Source organism: Oceanicaulis sp. (assembly GCA_040112665.1).
Classification (GTDB): domain Bacteria; phylum Pseudomonadota; class Alphaproteobacteria; order Caulobacterales; family Maricaulaceae; genus Oceanicaulis.
On the sequence record CP157796.1, the window covers coordinates 1,341,772 to 1,359,361 of the forward strand.

Consider the following 17,590-nt stretch of genomic DNA (forward strand, 5'->3'; position numbering starts at 1 on the left):
TCATGATCACGCTCGACAGCGACTGGGACAAGATTTCCGCGGACGCGGCGCTGACGCCGATGTTCGGCCGGGTGCGGCTGAGAACGCTGATTCTGCTCAGATGGCTGGCGGTGATCGGCCAGACGGTGTGCGTCGTCGTCGTCCATTACGGGCTGGGCTTCGATCTGCCTCTGGGGCTGTGCCTGGGGGTCATCGCTGCCAGCGCCTGGGTGAACACCTGGCTGAGCCTCGCGCTGCCCACCCAGCGTTTCGCCAAGGACTGGGAGGCTTTCGCCCAGCTCGCCTACGACGTCGTCCAGCTCATGGTGCTGCTGGCGCTGACCGGCGGGCTTTCAAACCCGTTCTCGGTGATGCTGGTCGGCCCGGTGGTGATCTCGGTCGCCGCTCTGCCCGCGCGCTGGTGGGTGACGCTGGCGGGCATGGCGATCGCGGGCTCGGTGACGCTGAGCTTTTTCCACCTGCCATTGCCCTGGCGGGACGGGGAGATGGTGGCGCTGCCGCCGACCTATCAGGTCGGCATCTGGACGGCCCTGGCCATCGCGATCGGGTTTACGGCGGTCTACGCCTGGCGGGTGGGCAGCGAGGCGCGGCGCATGGGCACCGCGCTGGCCGCGACCCAGACCGTGCTGGCGCGCGAGCAGCGCATGAGCGCGCTGGGCGCGCTGGCCGCCGCCGCCGCGCACGAGCTCGGCACGCCGCTCGCCACCATCCAGCTCACCGCCAAGGAGATGCAGCGCGCCGCCAGCGACGACGTCATGCGCGAGGACGCCGACCTCATCGTCAGCCAGGCCCAGCGCTGCCGGGAGATCCTGCAGCGCCTGAGCCAGACCCAGGACGCCGAGGACCAGATGCACGACCGCGTCGGCCTGCGCGAGGCGCTGGAAGAGGCCGCGGCGCCCTTGCGCGGCATCGGCGCGCATCTGCGCGTGGTGCTGTTCCCCCCGCCCGAGGACGCCGAGCCGCCCGTGCTCAAGCGCAAGGCGGAGATCCTCTACGCGCTGGGCAATTTCATCGAGAACGCGGTCGATTTCGCCACCGAGCAGGTCACCGTCTCCGGCGCCTGGAACGCCGAGCGGCTGGTGGTGATGGTCGAGGACGACGGGCCGGGCTTTCCGCCCGACATCCTTGCCAAGCTCGGCGAGCCCTACGTCACCACCCGCCGCGCAGAGCCCGGCCATGGCGGTCTGGGGCTGGGCGTGTTCATCGCCATCACGCTGATCGAGCGCGTGGGCGGCACGGTGGATCTGTCCAACGCGCCCGGCGCCGGCGCGCGAGTAACCCTCAGCCTGCCGCGCAAGGGGCTCGAGGCGCCGCCGCTTTTCGACGGCCGGCCCGGCGATGACGGCGGGGCGGACGACCCTGCGCTGCGCGACGCGGCGCAATAGGTTCGACAGCGCGGCGAATTCGGCTAAATCAATCTTCGACAGACGATCATCAAGGAGGCGATCCGGTGAGCGAGGATCTGCAGCTGCCCGAGGACAAGACGCTCCTCGTCGTCGACGACGACACGCCCTTCCGCACCCGGCTGGAGCGCGCGATGGCCTCGCGCGGCTTTGAAGTCACCGCCGCGGTCGGCACGGTCAGCGAGGCGATGTCGATCGCCCGGACCAACCCGCCGGCCTTCGCGGTGGTCGACCTGCGGCTCGAGGATGGCGACGGGCTGGACGTGGTCAAGGTGCTGCACGACACGCGCGCGGACTGCCGCGTGGTCATGCTGACCGGCTACGGCAATATCGCCACCGCCGTCGCGGCGGTGAAATCAGGCGCGATCGACTATCTCGCCAAGCCCGCCGACGCGGACGACGTCGCCAAGGCGCTGCTCGCCAATCCCGACGCCAAGCCCGAGCCGCCGGAAAACCCGATGAGCGCGGACCGCGTGCGCTGGGAGCATATCCAGCGCGTCTTCGAGCTGTGCAATCACAACGTCTCGGAAACCGCCCGCCGGCTGAACATGCACCGCCGCACCCTGCAGCGGATCCTGGCCAAGCGCGCGCCGCGTTAGACCATCCATGAATTCCCGGACAAGGCCTCAGGCCTGAGGTCCGGGACTTCTCTCAGAACTCGCGCTGTGTTCCGGGCAAGGTCCCGGCTCTGCGCCGCGTCGCGGCGAGGCCGGGAATTCATTGAAAAGCCCTACTCCGGCCGGCCCAGGACGATCGTGCCGTTGGTGCCGCCGAAGCCGAAGCTGTTGCTGAGCACGGTGTTCAGCTCGGCCTTCCGGGTTTCGCGCACGATCGGCAGATGGGCGACCTCAGGGTCGAGATCGTCGATGTTGATCGAGGGCGCGATGAAGCTGTGCTTCATCATCAAAAGCGAATAGATCGCTTCCTGCACGCCCGCCGCGCCCAGCGAGTGACCGGTCATCGACTTGGTCGCCGAGAGCGGCGGAATGTCCTCGCCGAACACCTCGCGCAGCGCGCCCGCTTCGGCGACGTCGCCGACCGGGGTGGAGGTGGCGTGCGGGTTCACATAATCGATCTTGCGGCCCTTCAGCGGCGCCAGCGCCTGGCGCATGCAGCGCGCCGCGCCTTCGCCGTTGGGCGCCACCATGTCCTCGCCGTCGCTGGTCGCGCCATAGCCGAGCACCTCGGCCCAGATGGTCGCGCCGCGTGCTTTCGCCCGCTCGTACTCTTCGAGCACCACAACGCCCGCGCCGCCCGCGATGACGAAGCCGTCGCGGTTCCTGTCGAAGGCGCGGGAGGCGATTTCGGGGGTTTCGTTATAGTTCGAGCTCATCGCGCCCATGGCGTCGAACAGGTTCGACAGCGCCCAGTGCAGCTCCTCGCCGCCGCCGGCGAACATCACGTCCTGCTTGCCCCAGGCGATCTGTTCGGCGGCCGCGCCCATGCAGTGCACGCTCGTCGCGCAGGCCGAGCTGATCGAATAGTTCACGCCCTTGATTTTGAACGGCGTGGCCAGCGTCGCAGAGCCGGTCGAGGCCATGGCCTTGGGCACGGCGAACGGGCCGATGCGCTTGGGGCCTTTCTCGCGGGTGGTGTCGGCGGCCTTCACGATCGCCTCCACGCTCGGCCCGCCGGTGCCGATGATCAGGCCGGTGCGCTCGTTGGAGACGTCGGAGTCTTCGAGGCCCGCGTCGGCGATCGCCTCTTTCATGCTCATCCAGGCCCAGCCCGCGCCGTCGCCCATGAAGCGCCAGGCGCGCTTGTCCACGTGCTCGGAGGGCACGGCGGAGGGTTTGGCGTGCACCTGGCACTTGAAGCCCAGCTCGGCGTAATCGGGCGCGGCGATCACGCCGCTGCGGCCGGCCTTCAGGCTTTCGGCCACCTCGTCTGCACTGTCGCCGATCGCCGAAACAATACCGATACCCGTGACGACCACGCGCCGCATGTCAGACCTCGCTCGCTTTCAACTCCTCGGGCTGGAACAGCCCCACGCGCATGTCCTTGGCGGTGTAGATGCGCGTTCCGTCCGCTTCCACATGGCCGTCGGCGATACCGAGCACAAGCTTTCTGCGGATCACACGTTTGATGTCGATGACGTAACGCACTTCCTTCACCGTCGGGGGCACCTGACCGGTGAACTTCACCTCGCCCACGCCCAGCGCGCGGCCCTTGCCCGGCCCGCCGCTCCAGCCGAGATAGAAGCCCACGAGCTGCCACATCGCATCAAGGCCCAGACAGCCCGGCATCACCGGGTCGCCCTCGAAATGGCATTTGAAGAACCAAAGGTCGGGATCGACGTCGAGTTCGGCGACGATGCAGCCCTTCTCATAGGCGCCGCCGGTGTCGTCGATCCGCGTGATGCGGTCGAACATCAGCATCGGCGGCAAGGGCAGCTGGGCGTTGCCCGCGCCGAAGAGCTCGCCTTTGCCGCAGGCGATCAGGTCGTCGTAGGTGTATGAATTCTTGCGGTCGGTCATGGGTCCGTCGGGCCGGTCCGGACGTGGCCGGATCACCGTTGAAATCGCGCCTTGTCGAAACGGCCGGCGTCCGATGGTGCTCCGCCGGCGCGATCAGGAAAATACACACGGCCGCAAACGCCGGCGGCCGCTATCCGGCAGCGGCCGTGTCGACCCGCTGCGGATCGGAGCGGTAGCACGCCCCCGCCCCCGCCTCAAGCGCGCCCGGCGGCGCGGTGTCGGCCGGCTCCACGCCCCAGAACGCGTCCGCCCGCGCCCAGCCGCGCCGGCCGTCGGCCTCCAGCCGGCACCAGCCGGGCCGGCAGCGTTCCATCCAGAGCACGGCCTGAGGCTCGATCACGGCGACAAGGCCCGATTCGGGATCGGGCCGCGCGTGCAGATCGGTCGCGTCCAGCGCCCAGACCGCGCGCCGGCCCGACAGCAGCCGGCGGTGCATCCACACTTCTTCGCCGCCGGGATCGCGCACCTTGCGCCAGTCCGGGGTCTCCTGCAGCACCTGCACGGGAAGCCCTGCGCGGCGATAGACCCAGGCTTTCGGGTGCTGGTCGGACGGGCCCGACCGGCCCACCACCTCGTCGAATCGCAGCGAAACGAATCGCGGCACCGGCAGGCCGGAGAAGGTGTCGCACTGGGTCTGCGCCTGCGCCGGCGCGGTCACGGCGAGCAGGCAAAGCGCGAGGAGGAGGCGGACGAAACTGACCATGGCCGAGACGATCTCGCGCCGCGGTGAACCGCGGGTAAACGACGGCGCCGGCATACCCGGAAAACCTTCCGCCGGCAGGGCGTCCGCCGGTCCGGCTTTTGTAACAAATATCAAATGTTTATGGCGGTCTTCCGCCCTCTTGCGGAGGGGCTCGGGCGGGCGCATCTGTAGCGGGTCCGACGCGATCGTCGCGCCGGCGCACCGTTGAAAGAACACGACCATGGGCGCTCCGTCCAAACCCGGCCAGAAACCCGCCGCCAAACCCGCCTCCGCCAAACCGGCCCAGAAGCCGGCCGGCAAGCCGGGCAAAGGCCGCTAGGCCGCGCGCCCGGCGCGCACCCCCTTCCGTAGCGCCGGCGCCGAGAGCGGCGCGCCGAGCCCCCCGCCCGGCGCGCCGTTTTCGTTTTCATGAGTTCGCAGACCGTCTCGCCTTTGACCTCGCCGCCGCCGCGCTCCATCTTCGCCGCCGACGCCAGTTCGAAGGGAGATCTCTCGATGCGCTTCGCCCCGCTCGCGGCCCTGGCGGCCGCCTGCCTCGCCGCGGCGCCGGCCTTCGCCCAGAACGAGGTCGAGGTGGAGACCACCGATCTCGGCCACGGGCTCTTCATGCTGTCCACCGGCATGGCCGGCAATGTCGGGATCAGCGCGGGCGAGGACGGGGTGTTCATGATCGACACCCAGTTCGAGCGCAGCGCGCCGGCGCTGGACGCCGCCCAGCGCGCGATCAGCGGCGCGGACGTCGATCTAGTCCTGAACACCCATCTTCACGGCGACCATGTGCGCGGCAACGCGTATTTCGCAGAGCGCGGCGCGGTGATCATCGCCCATGAAAGCGTGCGCCCGGCGCTTGAAAATCCCGTCACCTCGCAGCTCACCGGATCGACGCCGGACCCGCTGTCGGGCGGCTATCTGCCCACGGTCTCGGTGTCCGACGGCGACGCGGTGACGATGAACGGGCTGACCGCCCGGCTGCATCACGCGCCGTCCGCCCACACCGCAGGCGACATCTGGGTGCACTGGCCCGAAGCGGACGTCATCCACGCCGGCGATCTGCTGTTTTCGGGAATGTTTCCCTATATCGATCTCGACAATGGCGGCACGGTCGAAGGGATGATCGCCGGCATCCGTGCGGTCGCTGCGGCGGCCGGGCCGGAGACGCAGATCATTCCCGGCCACGGCCCGCTTTCCACCCGGGAGGACCTGATCGCCAGCGCCGACATGCTAGAACAGGCCCGCGCTCTGGTCGCGGACATGGTCGAAGACGGCGCAGGCTGGGAGGAGGTTCGCAGCGCGAATCCGCTCGCGCCCTTCCATGAGGACTGGAACTGGCGTTTCATCACGACCGAGCGCATGACCTGGACGCTGTACAGGGATATCACCGGTGAAACGCCGTAAGTCGATCTTCATTCCGCCCGGGCGCGTGATCGTGATGATCCTCGCCATCGCGGCGATCCTGGGCCTTCTGTTCTCGGTGATCCTGAACGGGGCGCTCGCCGGCGCGATCGTCGGGCTCGTCGTGGCCGCGGCGTTCTACCTGTTCATCGTGGTCAATGCGCGCAATCAGGCGAAAAAGCTCAAGCGGCGCTGAAGCGGGCCTGTCCGGTCCGGTTTTCCTTGTCCGGCGGGCGGGCTGTGCTAGGACTTGGGTGAACGCGCTTCACTGAGCAGACCGCAATGACCGACCCGAAACGATCGCCGACACCGCCGCGCGCCGGGCTCACCCTCGCCGCGTTTCTGGCGGTGGGCGCGATCGTCTGGGTGCTGGTTTCGCTGATCAGCGGCGATCTATGGCTGGGGTTCGCCTACGGACTGGCGCCCGGGCTGGGGCTGGGGCTCCTGGCCGCGCTGCGCTTGAGGCGCGGCGGGCTCATCCGGCGGCCGAACAGGCCGGACAGCTCCGATCGCGAGCGAGCCTGACCGTTCGCGCCGCGCCCGCCAATCCGTCGAAAATCAGAATCCGTCCGATCAGCGCGTCGCCCGCGCGCGCTGTAAGCTTGATCGCTTCGAGCGCCATGGCCGAGCCGATCACGCCGGTCAGCGCGCCGACGATTCCGGTCTCCGCGCAGCGCTCGGCATCGGGGGGCGGGGCGGGCACCAGGCACTGGTAGCAGGGCCCGCCCAGATGCGGCGCGAAGACCGAGACCTGGCCGTCCCAGCGCCCCACCGCGCCCGAGACCAGCGGAACCCGCGCCGCGATGGCGGCCGCGTTTACGGCGAAGCGCGTCGGGAACTCATCGCAGCCGTCGAGCACCAGATCGCAGCCCTCCAGAAGATCGGGCAGGCTTTCCGCGTCCGCGCGGATCGGGCGGGGCTCGATCGTGACGGCCGGGTCGAGCGCGGTCAGCGCTTGCGCGGCCGCCTCGGTCTTCGACCGGCCGATATCTGCAGTGCGGTAGAGAATCTGGCGCTGCAGGTTGTCCAGGCTCACCTGATCAGGATCGGCGATGCGGATCGCGCCGATCCCGGCCGCGGCGAGATAGAGCGCAGCCGGAGCGCCCAGCCCGCCCGCGCCGACGATCAGCACCCGGGCGCGCGACAGGCGCTGCTGCCCCGGCCCGCCGATCTCCTTTAGAAGGATATGGCGGGCGTGCCGTTCGGGATCGATCGCCATGGCGCTCCTTCGTGCGGTCAGGACACGTCTGAGGCGAAAAACGCGCCTCCGTCCGGCCTTTTTCCTGTCAGCTCCGGTTCAGCCATGTAGAGTAAACTCGGTTCAAAGGTCGAGCCTTGCGCGCTCGCGCGAGCTCAGACAGGCGCTCCATGCGCCGGACAGGAAGACGAGGGAAGCCATGAAACGTCTGATCATGATCGCGGCGGCCGCCGCAGTTCTCGCCGGATGTGCGACCGCGGAAGGCTACCGCCAGCAGGTCGAGCAGTTCGTGGGCGCGCATTCCGATGCGATCCTGCTCGAATGGGGCCCGCCCGTGGCGCGCGACCAGCTGAGCGACGGCTCCGAGATCTGGGTCTATTTCAACGAAGAGCGCCGCTACGATCCGGGCGGGTATCGCTCGATCCCGCGTGAGCGCCGGATCACGTATTACGACGACAAGGGCAATGAACGGACCCGCGTCGAGCAGTACGAGGACACGGTCTACGAGCCGCCGCGCGAATGGTGGACCGAGTGCGAGACCCGCTTCGTGATCGGGCCTGACAGCCGCGTGCGCGACTTCCGCTTCTCCGGCGACGCCTGCCTGGCCGAAGAGATCTACTGAGCCGTAGCGCTGGCCAGGGGCGGCGAACGCGGCCAGCATGGCGGACCGCCTGAAAGGACCGCTCCGCCGTGCTCGCCGCCGCTCCCGCCCCTACGCTCACCGCCCAGCAGCAGGCCGTCGTCGACTTCGCAGTCGAGGGCGGCGCGCACCTGTTCCTGACCGGCCGGGCGGGCACGGGCAAGACGACCGTCACCCGCGCCATTCTGCGCCGGCTGGGCGGGCGTGCGGCCGTGCTCGCGCCCACCGGCGTTGCTGCGATGAATGCGGGCGGGCAGACGCTGCACAGCTTCTTCCGCCTGCCCCCGCGCCTGATCACGCCGGGCGACATCCGCCGGGTGCGCAATGCGCGCGCCATCCAGGCGCTCTCCACCCTTGTGATCGACGAGATCTCGATGGTCCGCTCCGATCTCATGCAGGCGGTGGATTTCTCCCTCAGGCTCAATCGCGACAGCAACGAACCCTTCGGCGGGGTGCGGCTGGTGCTCGTGGGCGACCTCGCCCAGCTGCCCCCGATCGCGCGCGGCGAGGAGGCGGCCTTCCTCGAGGAGACATACGGCGGGCCCTTCTTCTTCCATGCGCCGAGCTTTCGCGATGCAGGCTTCACCATGGTCGAGCTCTCCAAGGTGCACCGCCAGGCCGATCCCGATTTCGTCGAGATCCTCAACGCCGTCCGCGAGGGCGAGCTCACGCCCGACCTGTCCGAGCGGCTGGGCGAGCGGGTGACCGGGCGCACCGGGCTTGAAGCGTCGGCCACCCATGTCGTCCTGACCGCCACCAACGAGGCCGCCGCCCGCATCAACCAGGCTCGGCTCGACGGCCTTCTGGGCGAGCCGCGCGGGTTTTCCGGCAAGGTGGAGGGCGAGTTCGATCCGCGCCTCTTCCCCACCGAAGACCCGCTGATCCTCAAGGCCGGCGCGCGCGTGATGACCATCCGCAACGATCCGGGCGGGCGGTATGTGAACGGCTCGATCGGCGAGGTGGTCGGCTTCACCCCCGACGGGGTGAAGGTGCTCGTCAACGGCGAGACGGTGACAGTGGAAAAGGTCAGCTGGGAGCGCATGCGCTATGCGGCGGACGCGAAGACCGGCGCGCTCAAGCGCGAGACGATCGGCTCGTACGCGCAGTATCCGCTCAGGCTCGCCTGGGCGATGACGATCCATAAATCGCAAGGCCTGACGCTCGACCGGGTGTTTCTGGACGTCTCCCGCCGGCTGTTTGCGCACGGCCAGGCCTATGTGGCGCTATCGCGCGCGCGCACCTTCGAGGGGCTGGAGCTCAGCCATGCCGTGCGTCCGACCGACATCATCACCGATCCCCGCCTGTTCGAGGTCAGAAGCTTCTGCGATCCCGCCCCGGCGGCGCTGGACGCATGAGCGCGGACCAGACCACCGCCTGCGCCCGGCTGGGCGTCGATGCGTTCGGGCTCGACCGGCTGATCGCGCAGGGTCATGTCGCCGCGACGCGCAGCAGGGAGGGCTGGAAGATCGAGCCGGGCGAACTGAACCGCGCCGCAGACGCGCTCGCCCGCCGCCGCGCCGAAGCGCTCGACCGGCTGGCGAAACTGGACGGCCCCCATCTCTAGCCCCGCCGCCATACCCGTCTTTGCAGACGCCAACGTGCTCGCCGGCGCGGTCCGGCGGCAGGTGTTTCTCGCGTTCGCGGCGGCCGGCCTGATCCATCCGCGCTGGTCTCGCGCGGTGCTGATGGAGGCGGGTCACGCCCACGCCAAGATCGTCGAAAAAAAGCCCGGCCGGGACGGGGCGGGCGAAGCCGCGCTGCTGCTCACCGAGCTTGAAGCCGGCTTCCCCGAGGCCGACGTGCCAGAGACGCTATGGTCTCATGTCCGCGTCGAGGGAAAGCTGCCCGACCGCGGCGACGAGCACGTGATCAAGGCCGCCGCCGCGGGCGGCGCGCGTTACATCGTCACCGAGAACCTCAGGGATTTCCCCGCCGCCGTCCTCGCCCCGCTGGGCCTCGCGGCGGTGGGCTCCGACGCCCTGTTCAGCGACCGCCTCGCCGCAGCCCCCGAGGCCGGCGCCGCGGCGCTCATCGCGCTCAGAGCGCGGCTGGGCCTGGACGAAGACGCCTTCCGCGACGCGCTGCTGCGGTCGAGACTGAAGCGGCTGGCGGGGCGTGTGGGGTAGGGGGCGACAACGCCCTCGGCGACGGTTTCTCTCTGGCCCCTCTCCCTTCGTCATTCCCGCGGAAGCGGGAGTGAGCGCTGGTCGGCGTCAGCCGATCAATCGTTCCGGGGGAACGATTGAAGGCGGCGAACGGGCCGGCAGGCCCCAGTGAACCTAGAGCAGCGGCCATGCCGGACTGGGTCCCCGCTTTCGCGGGGATGACGAGGAGGAGGCGTGTGCGCGAACGCGGAAACCTATTCGCTTCCGATTAGCTGCGCGTGAACGCGCGTAGCCGGGAAGCAAGGGAGGCACCGTGAAGTCTTGCAAATTAAGAAAGCTATAACGCAAGTCCACTAAATAATAAGTACCAGATAGTATAGACGCCCTCACAAAAAAGTACTGTAAGGCTTGCATACATTAGGAAGTCGTTTGTTAAAAAGTTCATAACCCGGTTTCGTTTAAGGCCCTCGAAAAATTCTTCTATTTCAGCGTTGGTCTTCGACCCCGTGGCGAAAACCGTCATTTGAATACCCAGATTGGTGAATAGGTGCGTTATTCGGATGAGTCCGATACTAGCTAATGCAAAACCAAGTAGCGAGAACGCAATTGCCTTTTCCAAAAGCGGAGTTATAGAGTCATTTTGACCCTGAGACAGGGACCCTATCACCGCTATAATAATCGCTCCATGCGAAATCATAAGGGTTTTGACGCCAAACTTTAGCAGATCCTCGCCGGCGGCTACAATTCGACGCCCATGCTCTCTGCAATACTCTAATACCGCGTCTCGCTCGCGCATTGCCAAGGGAAGGTCAAATTCAAGTCCCCATTCGTAGGCGAATATCGCTTCTTCGATATCTCTTTTTTCTTCTTCCGGTAACCGCGTTAAATCAATGGATTTAAGTTTCTCGATAAAGTCGTTCAGGCTTCGAACTTGATATTGAATGGAAAGCCCTGCCGACACATCTTCTCGTATCTGTGCCCATCGTTCGGAAACGTGGGCGGTATTTGGCCCCGGCTCACTCTGGGTACCTTCCTGGCTCAAACATCCACCTCCGCCTCGAGGGCGAATTCCTGGATGAAGTCGCGGCGGGGTTCGACGACGTCGCCCATGAGCTTGGAGAACAGCTCGTCGGCGGTGTCGGCTTCTGAGACCGAGACCTTCAGAAGGGTGCGCGCTTCGGGGTCGAGCGTGGTTTCCCACAGCTGGTCGGGGTTCATTTCCCCGAGGCCCTTATAGCGCTGGATCTTCAGACCCTTCGCGCCGGAGCGCTGGACCGCGCCGACCAGATCGGCCGGGGTGTGCACGATCACCGCGCCGTCGCGGCCGTTGAAACTGGCCGGGCCGGTATAGTCGCCGGCGATCGCGCGGGCGCGTTCTGACAGGCGCTTGGCGTCGGGGCTGGCCAGAACCGTGTCGTCGAGCACCACGGTTTCGGTGACCCCGCGCACTTCGCGCTTGAACACGATGTCGCCTTCCGGCGTAAGCTGGCCCACCCAGCCGTCTTCGCCCTCGTCCGCGGCGCGGGCGAGGCGGGCGGCGGCGTCGTCGACCTGGTCCTGCGTGGCGTCGGGGTGAAGCGCGCCCGACAGCGCGGCGGCCTCAAGCGCGAAGACCGGGGCGCGGGCGGCGAGCCGTTGCAGGCTGAGTACCACGCTGCGCGCCGATTTCACGCGCTCGGCCAGGTCCTGACCGGAGACGACCTCGCCTGAATCGAGCTCCAGGCTCGCTTCGCTGGCGCCTTCCTCGATGAGGAAATTGTCCATCTCGGTCTGGTCGGTGAGGTAGCGCTCGGACTTGCCGCGGGTGACTTTGAACAGAGGCGGCTGGGCGATGTAGAGATGGCCGCGCTCGATCAGCTCGGGCATCTGCCGGTAGAAGAAGGTCAGAAGAAGGGTTCTGATGTGCGCGCCGTCCACGTCGGCGTCGGTCATGATCACGACCTTGTGGTAGCGCAGCTTGTCGTAATCGATCTGATCGCGCCCGATCCCCGCGCCCAGCGCGGTGATCAGCGTGCCGACCTGATCGGAGCCCAGCATCTTGTCGAAGCGCGCGCGCTCGACGTTCAGGATCTTGCCGCGCAGCGGCAGGACGGCCTGGTTCTCGCGGTTGCGGCCCTGCTTGGCGGAGCCGCCGGCGGAATCGCCCTCCACGATGAAGAGCTCGGACTTGGCCGGGTCCTTCTCCTGACAGTCGGCGAGCTTGCCGGGCAGCGACGTGATGTCGAGCGCGGACTTGCGCCGGGTCAGCTCGCGCGCCTTGCGCGCGGCCTCGCGGGCGGCGGCGGCCTCGACGATCTTGGAAACGATCGCCTTGGCTTCGGCGGGATGCTCCTCGAACCACTCAGACAGCGTGTCGTAGACCGCGCTTTCCACCGCCGGGCGCACCTCCGAGCTGACCAGCTTGTCCTTGGTCTGGGAGGAGAATTTCGGATCGGGCACCTTCACCGAAAGAACGCAGGTCAGCCCTTCGCGCGCATCGTCGCCGGTGATGGCGACCTTGGCTTTCGCCGCGACGCCGGAGGTGGCCGCGTACTGGTTGATCACCCGGGTCAGCGCGCCGCGGAAACCGGCCAGGTGCGTGCCGCCGTCGCGCTGGGGGATGTTGTTGGTGAAGCACAGCACGCTTTCATGATAGCCGTCGTTCCACTGCAGCGCGGCTTCCACGGTGACGCCCTCGCGCTCGCCGGCGATCAGCACCGGCTCGGGGAAGAGCGCGCTGCGCGTGCGGTCGAGATGCTTGACGAAGGCGGCCACGCCCCCCTCGTACTCCATCACCTCCTCGACGGGCTCGGCCTCGCGCTCGTCGCGCAGCACGATCTTCACGCCGGAATTGAGGAAGGCCAGCTCGCGCAGCCGGTGCTGCAGGCGGTGCCGGTCGAAATTGATGTCGGAGAAGGTCTCCTCGCTGGGCATGAAGCGCACTTGGGTGCCCTTCTTGCCGCCTGCGTCGCCCCGCTCTGCGAGGTCCTGGCCGTTTTCCGGCTCGCCGCGGCGGAAGCGCATGAAATGCTCCCGGCCGTTGCGCCAGATGGTCAGGTCGAGCCAGTCCGACAGCGCGTTCACCACCGACACGCCCACGCCGTGAAGGCCGCCGGAGACCTTGTAGGAGTTCTGGTCGAATTTCCCGCCCGCGTGCAGCTGGGTCATGATGACCTGCGCCGCAGACACGCCCTCTTCCTTGTGGATCTGGGTGGGGATGCCGCGCCCGTCGTCGGTCACGCTCGCCGAGCCGTCCGCGTGCAGCGTCACGGTGACCTGCGAGCAATGGCCGGCCAGAGCCTCGTCGATGGCGTTGTCGACCACCTCGTAGACCATGTGATGGAGACCCGAGCCGTCGTCGGTGTCGCCGATATACATGCCGGGGCGCTTGCGCACGGCGTCCAGCCCTTTGAGGACCTTGATGGACTCCGCGCCGTATTCCTGATTCGGGTTCTCAGACATGGCCCCTTTCTAACGCGCGCGCACGCGCGAGGCCATGTCTGCGATCAGCGCGCGCTCAAGCGGGATCTGCGGCGGGCGGGGCGGACGCGGGGCGCAGGGTCAATCGGTCCTCGAGCACGCGGACCGCATCGAGGAAATCCTCGTCGCCGTAAGGTTTCTCGAGCCGCGGCGCGTCCGGAAAATCCAGCGCGAACCGGCCGCCGTGCGAGTTCGTGAAAATGAAGGGCATCCCGGCGCGCGCCATCGCTTCGGCGACCGGAGCGCTGGCGCATTCGGGGCGTGCCGACAGATCGATCAGCCCCGCGTCCACACGGCCGGTTTCAAGAAATTCGAGCGCGCCGGCGCTGGTGTTGAACGGACCGGCCACGAGCCAGCCCAATGCGCGCACGCGCTCGGCGATGTCCAGGGCGATGACGATCTGATGTTCGAGAATGAGCAGGCGTCGCGGCATGGCGATCAGAACTCCGAATAATCTATATGCGCGACGGTAATCCGCTCCGTCCGGCTCGGCAGTAACCTGGGTTACGCGTCTTGGCCCCGGGGGCACTTGCACCGCTTGGCCCGGCTTTTATGGTTTCGTATCGAAACAATCCCCGGCCAGGCCATGCTCACCGCCTTCCAAAGACGCCTTGAATCCTACATGCAGCTCACCGATTCCGACCGTCACCGGCTCGGCGCGCTGCGCACGCATGTGCGCCGCTTCGGCCCCAAGGAGGTGGTCACCGCCGAGGAGGCCCGCCTGAACCGGGTCTACTGGATCGAATCGGGCTGGGCCGTGCGGTATCGGCGGCTTCATAACGGCGACCGGCAGATCGTGAACTTCATGCTGCCGGGCGATTTCTTCGATCTTCAGGGCCTGGTTCAGGCGAGCTCGGACCACACGGTCAGCGCCGTCAGCGAGCTCACCGTGATCGAGACGGCCGCGACCGATTTCATCGAAGCGATCAACGACCGGCCGGCGATCTTCAATGCGCTGGTCTGGGGCGCGGTGGTCGAGGAATCGATCCTGCGCGAGCACATCATCCAGATCGGCCGTCAGCCCGCGCTCAGCCGCATCGCCTTCCTGATCCTCGAACTCTACCGCCGCCAGCGCATGGTCGGCGTCGCGGAGGAGGGGCGGCTGGATTTCCCCGTGGGTCACGGCACGCTCGCCGACGCGGTCGGCCTGTCGCGCGTGCACGTGTCCCGCTCCTTGCGTGCGCTCAGGGATCGCGGCTGCGTGGCGGCCGACGATCGGCACCTTCGAATCCTTGATCTGGAGGCGTTGGAGGCCATCGCCGAGTACGACGACCGCTATCTGCACATCCAGCCGATCCCGGCGCGCGAGGGCCGGCTGTTTCCCGCTCCCGGACCCGGCCCGCTATCGAACGAGCAGTAGGATCGCGACGCCTGCGAGCACGCCGGCCGTGATCAGGTCCGCCCATCGCTTGACGCCCTTCGCCGCGAGCCAGTGCCGGGCGCGGTGGGCCAGGCCCACATGCACGCTCGCGGTGATCGCGTACATCGCCAGCATGATCGCGATCATCGCCGCATAGTTCGCCGCCGTGACCGCGCTGAGATCAAAGAAGGCCGGCAGCAGCGACAGATAGAATACGATGGGCTTGGGATTGGTCAGCGGCATGGCGACGCCCGCCGCATAGGTCGCTGCAAGCCCGCGCCTCGACAGGCGCGCGCGCTCCGCAACCACGCCAGCGCCCGGCCCTGGATGGCGGAAGCTCTGAAACGCGCCCCATGCGAACCAGAAAAGGATCGCCCCGCCGGCGAGCTTCACCACCCAGAACCAAGCGACGTAGTCCTGCGCGGCGTCGGCGGCTGCGGCGAGGCCGAACACCGCGACCGTCAGCCAGAAAATGTCACCGGTGATGATCCCCGCCCCGTAGACGAAGCCGTGCACCGGCCCCGCGTCGAGCGTACGCGCGACCATGGCCACGTTGCCGGGGCCGGGCGTGAAGAACAGGACGAAGATGGCGCCGGCGAAGGCGGCGAGCGAGGCGAGGGTCATGGGCTGCGACTTAGCCTGGCAGCTCGGCGCGGGGAAGCGGCGCAGTCAGGGCGGCGTTCGGGCGGCCTCAGTCTTCGCGCAGGCGCTCGTAGCCCACGCGCGGGCGGCCGTCCGGGCCGGGGCTTTCGCCGGTTTCGGTGAAGCCGGTCTTTTCCAGCACCCGGCGCGAGGCGGTCAGATGCGGCTCGGTCCAGGCGGTGACGCGCTTGACGTTCGCGTGGGAGAACGCCCAGTCCAGAAGCCCGCTCACCGCCTCTGTGGCGAGGCCCTGCTCGCGGAAGCTCGCCGCCATGGCGTAGCCGATCTCGATCGCGCCGGTCTCGTCGGGCGGGCCGAAAAACCCGCCCGTGCCCACCGCCCGGTCGAGCCCGCCCGGCGTCCAGCCCATCAGAAACACCCAGCCGCGCCAGCCGCGCTCATCGGGGTTCTTCTGGAGGATGTCCAGCTTCTCGGCGAGCCTGGGCGCGTCTTCGGGCACGGGCGGCCAGACCGCCTCGCTCTGCGCGCCGACAGCGTCGAAAAAGGCGTCGCGGTCCGCGATCTGAAGCCGGGCCAGCTCGGCGTCGATCGCGACGAGCCGCAGCCGTCCGGTGCGGACTTCCAACCGGTCGTCACTCACGCGCTCGTCCATGCCGTCCTCCTCGGCGCCCGTGCGCCGGTTAGCAGACATTTATGACGATTAACACGCGGACGGAACGATTTAGAACGATGTTCGGCGCCTCACATCTGCATCGTCCAGCCCTCCACGCCCATGGCGGCCTGGCGGATCGCCTCGCTGAGGGTGGGGTGGGCGTGGCAGGTGCGCGCGACGTCTTCGGACGAGGCGGAGAACTCCATGGCCAGCGCCAGCTCGGCGATCATCTCGCCGGCGTGCGGGGCCACCAGGTGCGCGCCCAGGATCTCGTCGGTCTTCGCATCGGCGAGGATTTTCGCAAACCCGTCGGTCTGGTGGTTCGTGCGCCCGCGCGAATTGGCCATGTAGGGGAATTTGCCGACCTTGTATTCGCGGCCGGCCTCTTTCAGCTGTTCTTCAGTGGCGCCGACCGAGGCGATCTCGGGGAAGGTGTAGACCACGTTCGGAATGGCGTCGTAGTTCACATGGCCATGCTTGCCGGCGATGCGTTCCGCGCAGGCCGCGCCCTCGTCCTCGGCCTTGTGGGCGAGCATGGCGCCGGTGGTGGCGTCGCCGATCACCCAGACCCCGTCCGCGCTAGTCTTCCAGTGATCGTTGGGGATGAAGCCGCGCTTGTCGGTCTCGATCCCGACGGTCTCCAGGCCCAGCCCCTCGGTGTAGGGCCGCCGGCCGATGCAGACGAGCACCACGTCGGCGTCCAGCGTCTCTTCCTCGCCGCCCGCGGCGGCTTCGGTCGTGACCTTGAGCTTGGATTTGAGCTTCTCGACGCCGGTCACCTTGCGGCCGAGCTTGAAGCTCATGCCCTGTTTTTCAAACAGCTTCTTGGCGGTCTTGGAGACCTCGCCGTCCATGGTGGGCAGCACCCGGTCGAGGTATTCGACCACGGTGACCTCCGAACCCAGACGGCGCCAGACCGAACCCAGCTCCAGCCCGATCACGCCCGCGCCGATCAGCACGAGCTTTTTCGGGACCTCTTTCAGCGCGATGGCGTGGTCGGAGGTGACGACGCGCTCGCCGTCGATCTCCACGCCCGGCAGCGGGGTGACTTCAGAGCCGGTGGCGATGACGATGTTTTTGGTCTTGAGCTCGGTGGTTTTCCCGTCAGAGCCTTCGACCGTCACCGCGCCCTCGCCAGTGATGCGCCCGAAGCCTTCGAAGACTTCGACCTTGTTCTTCTTCATCAGCCCGGCGACGCCGCGGGTCAGGCCTTTCACCGCGTCGTCCTTCTGCGCCATCATGGTGGGCAGGTCGAGTTCGAGCCCCTTCACCTTGATGCCCATCGAAGCGAAGTTCTTCTCCGCTTCCTCGTAAAGCTCGGACGCGTGCAGCAGCGCCTTTGAGGGGATGCAGCCCACGTTCAGGCAGGTGCCGCCCAGCGTGCCGCGCTTTTCGATGATCGCGGTCTTCAGGCCCAGCTGGCCCGCGCGGATCGCGCAGTTATATCCGCCGGGGCCCGCCCCGATGATCACGACGTCGAATTGGTCCGCCATTTCCGCTCACCGTTCAGAAGAAAGCCGGGCGCAGGACGCGCCCCGAGGAGGTTTGGCGCGCACCCTAAACCGGGCCGCGCTACGGTCAATGCGGCGAAGGCGGCG

Annotated in this window: 20 protein-coding genes; 10 read left to right on the top strand and 10 right to left on the bottom strand. The window is 67.6% G+C overall.

What is annotated here, in order from left to right; translation table 11 throughout:
• Window positions 1-2 precede the first annotated feature (2 nt).
• On the top strand, window positions 3-1,385 hold the full coding sequence (locus ABL308_06365) for an ActS/PrrB/RegB family redox-sensitive histidine kinase (GenBank protein ID XBQ17501.1): 1,383 nt from the start codon (window positions 3-5) through the stop codon (window positions 1,383-1,385).
• Window positions 1,386-1,450: 65 nt separating this feature from the next.
• Window positions 1,451-2,002, top strand: a complete 552-nt coding sequence (locus ABL308_06370; protein ID XBQ17502.1) for an ActR/PrrA/RegA family redox response regulator transcription factor — start codon at window positions 1,451-1,453, stop codon at window positions 2,000-2,002.
• Between the two features lie 131 nt (window positions 2,003-2,133).
• Here ABL308_06370 and fabB read toward each other — a convergent pair whose 3' ends face one another.
• The 3 genes from fabB to ABL308_06385 form a co-directional block, all read right to left on the bottom strand.
• On the bottom strand, window positions 2,134-3,348 hold the full coding sequence (gene fabB / locus ABL308_06375; protein XBQ17503.1) for a beta-ketoacyl-ACP synthase I: 1,215 nt from the start codon (window positions 3,346-3,348) through the stop codon (window positions 2,134-2,136).
• Between the two features lies 1 nt (window position 3,349).
• Window positions 3,350-3,880: a 3-hydroxyacyl-[acyl-carrier-protein] dehydratase FabA gene (gene fabA / locus ABL308_06380; GenBank protein ID XBQ17504.1), complete on the bottom strand. Its 531-nt coding sequence runs from the start codon at window positions 3,878-3,880 to the stop codon at window positions 3,350-3,352.
• 130 nt (window positions 3,881-4,010) lie between these two features.
• Complete coding sequence (locus ABL308_06385) at window positions 4,011-4,583, bottom strand: SH3 domain-containing protein (GenBank protein ID XBQ17505.1); 573 nt, start codon at window positions 4,581-4,583, stop codon at window positions 4,011-4,013.
• 495 nt (window positions 4,584-5,078) lie between these two features.
• On the opposite strand from ABL308_06385, the gene ABL308_06390 reads away from it, so the two are divergent.
• The 3 genes from ABL308_06390 to ABL308_06400 all read left to right on the top strand — a co-directional run bounded on the left by ABL308_06390 (window position 5,079) and on the right by ABL308_06400 (window position 6,500).
• The gene (locus ABL308_06390; protein XBQ17506.1) at window positions 5,079-5,978 is read left to right on the top strand and encodes an MBL fold metallo-hydrolase; all 900 of its coding nucleotides are present in this window, start codon (window positions 5,079-5,081) and stop codon (window positions 5,976-5,978) included.
• Window positions 5,965-6,171 (top strand): hypothetical protein, encoded by a 207-nt coding sequence (locus tag ABL308_06395; GenBank protein ID XBQ17507.1) that lies wholly within the window; start codon window positions 5,965-5,967, stop codon window positions 6,169-6,171. The genes ABL308_06390 and ABL308_06395 overlap by 14 nt, the downstream gene beginning before the upstream one ends.
• Window positions 6,172-6,257: 86 nt before the next feature.
• Window positions 6,258-6,500, top strand: coding sequence for a hypothetical protein (locus ABL308_06400; GenBank protein ID XBQ17508.1), 243 nt, complete (start codon window positions 6,258-6,260; stop codon window positions 6,498-6,500).
• Here ABL308_06400 and moeB read toward each other — a convergent pair.
• Window positions 6,451-7,194: a molybdopterin-synthase adenylyltransferase MoeB gene (gene moeB, locus ABL308_06405; GenBank protein ID XBQ17509.1), complete on the bottom strand. Its 744-nt coding sequence runs from the start codon at window positions 7,192-7,194 to the stop codon at window positions 6,451-6,453. The two genes, ABL308_06400 and moeB, sit on opposite strands and share 50 nt — an antisense overlap.
• 178 nt (window positions 7,195-7,372) lie before the next feature.
• On the opposite strand from moeB, the gene ABL308_06410 reads away from it, so the two are divergent.
• The 4 genes from ABL308_06410 (at window position 7,373) to ABL308_06425 (ending at window position 9,939) form a co-directional block, all read left to right on the top strand.
• The gene (locus ABL308_06410) at window positions 7,373-7,795 is read left to right on the top strand and encodes a hypothetical protein (protein XBQ17510.1); all 423 of its coding nucleotides are present in this window, start codon (window positions 7,373-7,375) and stop codon (window positions 7,793-7,795) included.
• A gap of 68 nt (window positions 7,796-7,863) precedes the next feature.
• On the top strand, window positions 7,864-9,168 hold the full coding sequence (locus ABL308_06415) for an AAA family ATPase (protein ID XBQ17511.1): 1,305 nt from the start codon (window positions 7,864-7,866) through the stop codon (window positions 9,166-9,168).
• Window positions 9,165-9,377 (top strand): hypothetical protein, encoded by a 213-nt coding sequence (locus tag ABL308_06420; GenBank protein ID XBQ17512.1) that lies wholly within the window; start codon window positions 9,165-9,167, stop codon window positions 9,375-9,377. The genes ABL308_06415 and ABL308_06420 overlap by 4 nt, the downstream gene beginning before the upstream one ends.
• Window positions 9,378-9,387: 10 nt before the next feature.
• Complete coding sequence (locus ABL308_06425; protein XBQ17718.1) at window positions 9,388-9,939, top strand: PIN domain-containing protein; 552 nt, start codon at window positions 9,388-9,390, stop codon at window positions 9,937-9,939.
• Between the two features lie 316 nt (window positions 9,940-10,255).
• Here the strand turns inward: ABL308_06425 and ABL308_06430 are convergent, their stop codons facing one another.
• From ABL308_06430 to ABL308_06440, 3 genes are read right to left on the bottom strand one after another with little or no spacing between them, the layout of a single operon-like run.
• On the bottom strand, window positions 10,256-10,960 hold the full coding sequence (locus ABL308_06430) for a hypothetical protein (protein XBQ17513.1): 705 nt from the start codon (window positions 10,958-10,960) through the stop codon (window positions 10,256-10,258).
• Window positions 10,957-13,359 (bottom strand): DNA topoisomerase (ATP-hydrolyzing) subunit B, encoded by a 2,403-nt coding sequence (gene gyrB, locus ABL308_06435; GenBank protein ID XBQ17514.1) that lies wholly within the window; start codon window positions 13,357-13,359, stop codon window positions 10,957-10,959. Before gyrB ends, ABL308_06430 begins: the two co-directional genes overlap by 4 nt.
• A 55-nt stretch (window positions 13,360-13,414) precedes the next feature.
• Window positions 13,415-13,810: a hypothetical protein gene (locus ABL308_06440; protein XBQ17515.1), complete on the bottom strand. Its 396-nt coding sequence runs from the start codon at window positions 13,808-13,810 to the stop codon at window positions 13,415-13,417.
• Between the two features lie 189 nt (window positions 13,811-13,999).
• Here ABL308_06440 and ABL308_06445 point away from each other — a divergent pair, with 189 nt between their 5' ends.
• Window positions 14,000-14,737 carry a Crp/Fnr family transcriptional regulator gene (locus tag ABL308_06445; protein XBQ17516.1) on the top strand — a complete coding sequence of 246 codons (738 nt, stop codon included), beginning with the start codon at window positions 14,000-14,002 and terminating at the stop codon, window positions 14,735-14,737.
• Here the strand turns inward: ABL308_06445 and ABL308_06450 are convergent.
• From ABL308_06450 to lpdA, 3 genes are all read right to left on the bottom strand, one after another.
• Complete coding sequence (locus ABL308_06450) at window positions 14,720-15,361, bottom strand: LysE family translocator (GenBank protein ID XBQ17517.1); 642 nt, start codon at window positions 15,359-15,361, stop codon at window positions 14,720-14,722. The genes ABL308_06445 and ABL308_06450 overlap by 18 nt on opposite strands.
• 67 nt (window positions 15,362-15,428) lie before the next feature.
• On the bottom strand, window positions 15,429-15,992 hold the full coding sequence (locus tag ABL308_06455) for a GNAT family N-acetyltransferase (GenBank protein ID XBQ17518.1): 564 nt from the start codon (window positions 15,990-15,992) through the stop codon (window positions 15,429-15,431).
• An 89-nt stretch (window positions 15,993-16,081) separates the two neighbouring features.
• The gene (lpdA, locus tag ABL308_06460; protein ID XBQ17519.1) at window positions 16,082-17,485 is read right to left on the bottom strand and encodes a dihydrolipoyl dehydrogenase; all 1,404 of its coding nucleotides are present in this window, start codon (window positions 17,483-17,485) and stop codon (window positions 16,082-16,084) included.
• Window positions 17,486-17,590 lie beyond the last annotated feature (105 nt).